8 protein-coding genes are annotated in these 7,676 nt (G+C 45.8%); 6 read left to right on the plus strand and 2 right to left on the minus strand.

Annotated elements, in window-relative coordinates; translation table 11 throughout:
- Positions 1 to 59: 59 nt before the first annotated feature.
- From FD47_RS12920 to FD47_RS12940, 5 genes are all read left to right on the plus strand, one after another.
- Positions 60 to 1,382 (plus strand): MFS transporter, encoded by a 1,323-nt coding sequence (locus FD47_RS12920; protein ID WP_056980774.1) that lies wholly within the window; start codon positions 60 to 62, stop codon positions 1,380 to 1,382.
- A gap of 57 nt (positions 1,383 to 1,439) precedes the next feature.
- Positions 1,440 to 1,865, plus strand: coding sequence for an RrF2 family transcriptional regulator (locus FD47_RS12925; protein WP_054736341.1), 426 nt, complete (start codon positions 1,440 to 1,442; stop codon positions 1,863 to 1,865).
- Between the two features lie 95 nt (positions 1,866 to 1,960).
- Positions 1,961 to 2,527, plus strand: coding sequence for an RBBP9/YdeN family alpha/beta hydrolase (locus FD47_RS12930; RefSeq protein ID WP_054736339.1), 567 nt, complete (start codon positions 1,961 to 1,963; stop codon positions 2,525 to 2,527).
- Positions 2,528 to 2,672: 145 nt separating this feature from the next.
- Positions 2,673 to 2,948 (plus strand): hypothetical protein, encoded by a 276-nt coding sequence (locus FD47_RS12935; RefSeq protein ID WP_054736337.1) that lies wholly within the window; start codon positions 2,673 to 2,675, stop codon positions 2,946 to 2,948.
- Entirely contained in the window at positions 2,942 to 3,298 is a 357-nt protein-coding gene (locus FD47_RS12940; RefSeq protein ID WP_054736335.1) for a type II toxin-antitoxin system PemK/MazF family toxin, read from the plus strand. The genes FD47_RS12935 and FD47_RS12940 overlap by 7 nt, the downstream gene beginning before the upstream one ends.
- Before the next feature lie 86 nt (positions 3,299 to 3,384).
- Here FD47_RS12940 and FD47_RS12945 read toward each other — a convergent pair whose 3' ends face one another.
- Together FD47_RS12945 and FD47_RS12950 are read right to left on the minus strand one after the other, a co-directional pair.
- Complete coding sequence (locus FD47_RS12945) at positions 3,385 to 4,092, minus strand: SGNH/GDSL hydrolase family protein (RefSeq protein WP_054736332.1); 708 nt, start codon at positions 4,090 to 4,092, stop codon at positions 3,385 to 3,387.
- A 157-nt stretch (positions 4,093 to 4,249) separates the two neighbouring features.
- Positions 4,250 to 6,652, minus strand: a complete 2,403-nt coding sequence (locus FD47_RS12950) for a phosphoketolase family protein (RefSeq protein WP_056980775.1) — start codon at positions 6,650 to 6,652, stop codon at positions 4,250 to 4,252.
- 474 nt (positions 6,653 to 7,126) lie between these two features.
- On the opposite strand from FD47_RS12950, the gene FD47_RS12955 reads away from it, so the two are divergent.
- A complete protein-coding gene (locus tag FD47_RS12955; protein ID WP_082620301.1) occupies positions 7,127 to 7,654 on the plus strand; it encodes a carbon-nitrogen hydrolase family protein in 528 nt (175 codons plus the stop codon).
- Positions 7,655 to 7,676: the final 22 nt, after the last annotated feature.

The following is a 7,676-nucleotide window of genomic DNA, read 5'->3' on the forward strand; positions in this document are numbered from 1 at the left end:
CCTGAAATAAAGTTTTCAGACGGACCCTAAATAATTGACACATACTTTGGAGGAAGCAAATGACTAAAACTGAAAAAATTATTCTTTACTTGGCGTTGATTGGTGCCTTCTTAGGAGTTTTAGATACATCGATTGTCTACACGGGAACTGTTAAAATGGCCGCTCAACTTGCATTGAACGCGAGTGCTTTATCGTGGGTGCAGGTTTCCTATGCCTTAACCTATGCGGGCTTTATGTTAATTGGCGGCAAGCTTGGTGATATATACGGGCGTAAAATCTTATTTATTTTGAGCTTGATTATCTTCGGGGTTGGGAGTCTTGCGGTTGGGGCTGCTACAAATGCTGCGATGATTATCAGTTTTCGGGCGCTGCAGGGAGTTGGTGCCGCGATTTTGGCACCAAATTGTTTGGCCCTCTTAACCGACACGTTTAAAGGCCAAGCTCGGCAAAAAGCGATTGGCTATTATGCATCGGTTATTGGTGCAGGGGCCGCGATTGGGTTGGTAATTGGTGGCTTTTTCGCAACCTTCGCTTCTTGGAGAACAGGTTTTTACATGAATGGACCGATTGCATTTATCATGGTGGTGGTTGCGATCAGAGTGTTGCCGAAATCAGAGCGGCAAGTTGGTAATATTGACTGGACAGGAACTATTTTGTCAATCCTGGCCATGGTCTCGGTTTCCTATGGACTTGATGGTAGCCCATGGCCGGTTGCAACACTAATCGGTTCACTCGTTTTATGGATCGCATTTATTGCGAGTCAGGCTAAAGTTCGCCATCCCACGATGCCCTTAGAAATTTTTCAGGACCGTGAACGCACCGCTTCTTATCTGAGTTCGCTTCTTTTTAGTGCGGCAGGCATTGGCTTTTGGTTCTACACACCACAATTTTTACAGCGGGCCCTTGGATTGAGCCCCTTCATTACGGCTCTGGGAATGGTTCCAATGGCGATTTTGCTGTTCGTTGTGGCAATTTATGCTAGAAACTTTGTTACTAAAATTGGTAACTCAAGAGTAATGGTCATTGGCTTTCTTGTAGTTTTGCTTTCAATGATTGAACTGGCAGCCGTGGCTCACACAACAAATTATTGGTTACTGTTGATCGGAACGTTAGGCTTTGCGGTTGGTTTTGCGTTGGCATTTGCAACCCTGGCTAACTCGGGATTGGCTCGGATTCGTCAGGAAGTTTCCGGAGCTGCCTCCGGTGTGTACAACACCGCTCGCCAATTTGGCGGCGCCCTTGGACTTGCGATATTTTCGGCTTTCACCGCAATTTTTTCCAATATCTCAGACATATTTGGCCAGTCGATGTGGATTGGGGCGGGATTGGCTTTGGCAGGATTGATTCTAGTTTTATTATTAATCGTGCCAATGGAAGGATAATCTCAACGATAGATTTGGTATAATAGAATATATTTAATAAACCAATGGAGGTATTCTATGTCTTTTTCTATCGCATATACGCAGGCACTTGAAATTACGGCTTACGTAGGAATAAAGTCGGATGAAGAACGTTTTGAGTATTTATCAATCGAGAAGATTTCTGACAAACTTAATATTCCGGTTCCAAGCATTAAACGGATTTCTGCTCTTTTAAAGCGAAACGGAATTCTAAAATCCAAAACTGGAATTTATGGTGGCTTGAGACTGGCTAAAAATGCCAACCAAATTTCTTTTTATGATATTTTAGTCGCAATTGAGGGAACAAATCACTTGTTCCAGGTACATGGAGATTTTGATCCCGGTGCCTTTATTGATCAAAAAAAAGTTGAACAATGGTTAAAAAATAGTTCCAAAGTCCTTAATAAGGCTGAGGACGCAATGCTAAGCGTATTAAAGGATACAACCATTGCTGACGTTAATTAGATATAATTTTGCCTTTGCTAATCTTGGAATTGTGCCATCCACCGCGTTGGTTTTCATTTATAATTAACCTAAAAACTGATCGAAGGCGATTTTGAATGGACCAACAACCAATTTACATGTTTCATGGATACACATCATACGCGGCCGACCACTGGTTTCCCTGGCTGGAAAAGCAGGTTGAAGATCAGCTCGACGTGCCGTTTATCAAATTGAATTTTCCTGATTCCGATCATCCGGAGCGCCATTCATGGGATCAATACTGTGACCGGACTATTGATGGCCGGGATGGGATGACGCTGGTCGGTCACAGCCTGGGCTGCATCCAGGTGCTTCATTACATTTCCCAGCACGTGTTTCAACATTTGAACGTCCTCCTGGTTTCCGGTTTCGACGAGCCAATTTGGACGCTGCCGGAATTGGATTCATTTACCGAAAAGCCGGTCGATTACACCCAGGTTCTTCCAAAGATTGACCGGGTGACCGTGATGTCAGCCCTGAACGACCCCAGTGTGCCGTATCCCTATACGCTGTCAATGGCCCGGCGCCTGCATGCTAAGTTTGTGCTGTTGCCGGAGGGACACCATTTTACCGACGCTGGCAAGGATAAGCGCTTGCCCGAGGCCTTTCAAGAGTTGAAATTACTGCTAAACCGCAAGAATTAATTGTCGTGATACCTTCATTCCTTGATAAACATGGCTGATCATGGTAATGATCATATGTAGACAAGTATTCACGTTGATGAGGTATAATTACTTGTAATTACTTTAGGCTTTGACAGCTTTAATATTCTAAAGGAGGCTGATGATATTGACCAAAAAAAGATCTGAACGTGTTTTAGGAGAATTTTCGACGCGTAAAACTGGCAATTCACTAACTTTAACGGTTCCAAAAGCGGCAGGGGTTCCTGCTGGGAAGCGATTTGTATTGGTTGCCAAGGATGATGGTACGCTTGAATATCGAGCTGTTCATGGTAATCCCTGGCTTGATGGCGAATATGATGATATCGACTTTCGCGCCGAATTAAACGACGTTGGTAACTATGGTCAACAATCCCCTATCGGAAAGGAGCGAGTTGATTGGTAACGCCCAAGCAAGGTGATCTCATTTTTATTGACGCTGAGCCCCATGCCGGTCACGAGGAAGGCAGACATAACCCTCAACAAGGTAACATCAGGCGACCGATGGTAATTATTTCTAACGACGGGTATAACCGACAATTGGGCATGGTTGTTTGTATGCCAATTACTTCGAAAACAAAGTCTGATCGCCGCATTTACTTGCCGATCATTGATCATGCGAGTGAGATTAAGGGAAGCGTGATTACCTTTCAAATTCCCAATTATGACTATGTTGCCCGCCATGGTGAAATAGTTGGTAAGGTGAGTACCAGCTTCCTAAATGAGCTGATAAAGCGGGCTAAAAATATTTTTTAGACTGTGTTAATTTGTAAACTTAAAAATTCCGCTATGGTTGGACTAAAGCCCTGATCATAGCGGAATTTGTGATTCTCTGATTAGATTTAATTGAGCACCCGGCTAACTTCCTTTGCCAACGTGTGCGTGTAATAAACGGCTCCCGTCAAGTCAACGTGGACCCGGTCGCTGGCAAACCAGCCGCTGTGGCCCTTGCTGGCTTTGTACCAGTTCACCACGTGGACGTTTTTATGCTGCTTGGCGGCCTTGGTGATCAGGCGATTAGTGGTGCCCTGCCAGCTGCGGGGAACCCGGGTGTTGATCCAGAAAATGTGCCGGTTACCAACCGTTTTCAGGACCGAATTAATATCGGCCTGGGTTGGCGGGCCGTTGGTACCCAAGTTAATGACGATATAGTTGGATAGGTGCCCGCTGGCCTTTAATTGGCGAACAATTTTTGGCAACGAATAGAATTGCCGGCCAACTGAGCCACTAACCGCGCTGTGAGGAAAGACCTGCTTGATGTTGGGCTTCACGTCAAGCATCACTGAATCGCCAATGGCGGTAACCGGCAGCTTACGGGCTGTCCGGGTCTCCAGCTTGCTGAGCTTGTATTTGTGGGCGACGTGATTTTCCGTGCTGCTGAGGTGAATCTTCGCTGCCTTAGCAAACGCCACGCGGGATTTGAGCTGATTATGAGCCGGCGATGACGGATTTGAACGTCCATTACCAAAGAAAACAGTGCCAACCGTTAGAATGACAATGAACGTGCCAAGCGCGGCGGCCACCTTGAACGAAAGGGATTTGATAGCCATGAGGTCTCCTTAAATAAACGATGTCTGCAATAAACCACCGACTAGTATACAGGAACCTTGGAAAAGCGCAATGACGGCTTAAACTCATTCACAGCAAAAAGGCTTGAAGCGCGTATCGTTTCAAGCCTTTTGCTAGAAGGGTGTTAATTTAATTTACTTATTCAGTGGTCAAATTCTTGGTGAGGTCACCAGACCATTTCCAGTTACGAACTTCTGGAATATCGGTTCCGTTTTCACGGATGTAGTCATGGTGCTTAGCCAATAGTTTGTCCATTTCACTGGTAAAGTCGCCAGCTTGATCAGCAAATTTCGTCCGGCTAATGGCGTCCTTTGCCAAGTGGTAACGATCCAGTTCGTTCAAGACCCGCATATCAAATGGGGTCGTGATATCACCATTTTCACGGTAGCCATGGAAGCTGACGTTGTGGTTGTGACGGTGGTAAACCAATCCTCTAAACGTGTTTTCGAAGCCATGGAAGGCAAAGATCACTGGCTTAGTGGTGGTGAAGTACTTGTCAAATTCGTCGTTGGTTAATCCGCGACCATCCTGGTCTTCATCTTTTGGCCGCAGCTTCAAGATATCAACGATATTGACGAAGCGAACTTTCAGGTCAGGGAAGGCCTTGTGGAGCAGGTCAATCGCAGCCAAACTTTCCATCGTCGCTTCAGTTCCGACTGTCGCGAAGATAACGTCGGGCTCATCCTTACCGTCGTTGGAAGCCCACGGGATAATGCCGAGGCCGTCGTTAACTAATTTTTCGGCCTGGTCCATTGAGAACCACTGTGGACGGGGATGCTTGGAAGCAACGATTAAGTTGATCTTCTCACGGGTTTGCAGAGCGGAATTCATGACTGCCAGCAGTGAGTTGGCGTCAGCGGGCACGTATTCGTTGACCAGTTCATGGCCCTTTTCAGCCAAGTGGCCAATCATGCCGGGATCCTGATGGGTGTAACCATTGTGATCCTGTTGAAAGGCGTGGGAAACGTTCATCACGTTCAATGATGGGTAATCATGACGCCATGACTGTTCTGAAGCCTTTCGTAACCACTTGTAGTGCTGTGTCAGCATTGAATCAATGACCCGAGTGAAGGCTTCGTATGAGGCGAAGAAGCCATGCCGGCCGCTCAATACGTATCCTTCAAGCCAGCCTTCAGCTTGGTGTTCGGACAGCTGCGAGTCAATAATTCGGCCTTCTGGGGCCATGTTTTCATCGTTAGGGGTCTTAATGGGTTCCATCCACTGACGTTTTCCGTAATCCAGGGCGGAGAAGAAGCGGTTGGACTTGGTTTCGTCCGGACCGAATCCGCGGAACGTCGTTGGGTTGCGCTTCATAATATCGGTGTAGAAGTGGGACAAGACTTCGGTATCCTGAGCTTCTTTGTCACCAGGCTTATCAATCTTAACGGCGTAATCGGCAGGATTTGGCATATCCAAAGGTTTCGGCTTGATACCGCCGTTTGTGATTGGGTTCATGGCCATTCGCTGGTCACCGTTCGGCGTGGTGTCTTTGATCTCTTGCTTAACGGAACCGTTTTGATTGAAAATGTCTTCTGGATGATAAGACTTCAACCAGCTAATCAGCATGTCCTTGTGGGTCATATCACCGGCACTGACAGGAATTGGCACCTGGTGGGCTCTAAATGAGCCTTCAATTGGATTGCCGTCCAAGTCAGTCTTTGGCCCTGTCCACCCCTTTGGTGAGCGAAGGACCAGCATTGGCCAGTGAGGCAAAGTGGCATCGTTATTGTCACGAGCATGCTTTTGGATTGCCTTAATTTCTTCGATGATGGTGTCCATTGTCGTTGCCATGGTCTGGTGAACCCGTTCGTAATCCTTTGGATCACCGTCAGTTTCAACAAAGTATGGCTTCCAGCCCATGCCTTCAAAGTAGTTGGTTAAGTCTTTGTCGCTCATCCGTGACAGAATGGTGGGGTTGGAAATCTTGAACCCGTTCAAGTTGAGCATTGGTAAAACGGCGCCGTCATGAATGGGGTTGATAAATTTGTTGGAGAACCAGGAGGCAGCCAGCGGACCAGTTTCCGCTTCGCCGTCACCGATTTCAACGGCGGCAATTACGTCTGGATTGTCGAGGATTGCACCGGTACCGTGGGAAATGGAGTAACCTAATTCGCCGCCTTCATGCATGGAACCCGGCGTTTCCGGTGCGGCATGAGAGGCAATTCCGCCAGAAAATGAGAACTGCTTGAACAGGCGCTGCAGACCAGTTTCGTTTTGAGAAATGCGTGGGTAGATTTCACTGTAACTGCCATCAAGATAGGAGTTAGAGACCATGACCTGGCCGCCATGCCCGGAACCCTCAATGTAGAACATATTGAGATTGTATTTCTTGATTACCCGATTTAAATGGGTGTACATAAAGTTTTGTGAAGCGATGGTGCCCCAGTGGCCAATGGGCTTGATCTTGACATCATCAGCGACTAAATCCCGTTTTAATAAAGGATTGTCACGCAGGAATAGTTGACCAACTGATAAGTAGTTGGCTGCGTTCCAATAGCGGTTCATTTTTTCCAAATAGTCTTTTGAATCATAGTTTGGCATTTTGGATACCTCCTGTATTCAACCTAAAGTGATGAAAATTATAACCAATTTATCAATAGGACCGGTCCAATATCAAATTACGTCTTTAGTTTATGCCTCAATCCTTGACTCGTCAATGGTTTGGCGATTGGGATTCGTTATTTTGATATAAGTACAACTAATGATGATGGGATCCATTAGTTCGTGTGGCTTATCAATGGTAGATTTCTGTGTTATGTATAGTGACATGATAAAAGCACTTGATTTGGGCTTCTTAAATTAATTTTTAACTGGTTATGAAGGCTCAGGATACTGGTATGACGTGAAATGATTAATACTGATCACTTGACAAGGGGAAAACCGTGGGAAAATGGCTTGCTGACATGATTGACAATTCTGGATGAATGGCTATAATTTACCACAATATATGTTAGATAACATGACATTTCAGAAATTGGCCTGATTGGTTTGGCATTGAAAGGAAGTCGATTCACGATGAAAATTCAAGTTGCTTGTGCTCAGTTTCAACCGTTGCTCGGTCGAACAACGTTTAATCTTCGTGCGATGGCTAAGTGGGTCAATCGAATTAAAAGTGAACATTTTGAAACCCAATTAATCATTTTTCCTGAATTGAGTATTTCCGGGTACGAATGCGGCAATGAGTTTAACAGCTTAGCCGAAACGATTGATGGCCCTTCAATTCACTACATGCAAAACGTGGCTTACCGCTACCATGTCCATCTCATCTTTGGATTTGCGGAACGCGACCAGCTTGATCCCGGCGTAATCTATAATTCAACAATGCTGATTAGCGACACCGGTCAAATCATTGGGACTTATCGGAAGGTTCATCTATTCGATACCGAGCAAACGTATTTCACCCCTGGTCACGACTATCCCGTATTTACGACGAAGATTGGCCGAATTGGCATGATGATCTGTTACGACACGTTCTTTCCTGAGGTTGCCCGGACATTGGCATTGAAAAAAGCCGATCTGATTGCAATTTCGACCATGAAGTGAACCCCCATAGTTGGATGAAAAA

This window comes from Lentilactobacillus parafarraginis DSM 18390 = JCM 14109, from assembly GCF_001435895.1.
In the GTDB taxonomy this organism is placed as follows: Bacteria; Bacillota; Bacilli; order Lactobacillales; family Lactobacillaceae; genus Lentilactobacillus; species Lentilactobacillus parafarraginis.